The sequence below is a fragment of the Rhizobium sp. SVR5-2C genome (genome assembly GCF_056755115.1).
The window spans coordinates 1-232 of the sequence record NZ_JBNDHT010000639.1; the positions used below are offsets into that span (position 1 = coordinate 1).

The window sequence follows — 232 nt, forward strand, 5'->3', positions numbered from 1 at the left end:
CGTGCCGCGTCATATCCGTGTCTTCGACGTTGCCGACGGCAGGCGACTGACCAACAGCCGCTATTTTTGCTCGATCGACAACGGCATACCCGACGGCTGTCGCTTCGATATCGACGGCAATCTGTGGACTAGTGCCGCCGATGACGTCCATTGCTTTGCGCCGGACGGCACGTTGCTCGGCACGATCAAAGTGCCGCATACCGTCTCCAACGTCGTCTTCGGCGGCCAGCCG

General features: G+C 61.2%; 1 protein-coding gene. It reads left to right on the forward strand.

The features are described 5' to 3' along the window. Positions 1 to 232 (forward strand): SMP-30/gluconolactonase/LRE family protein (locus tag ACPYOI_RS37215; protein WP_481424325.1); only part of this gene is annotated, 232 nt, incomplete at both ends.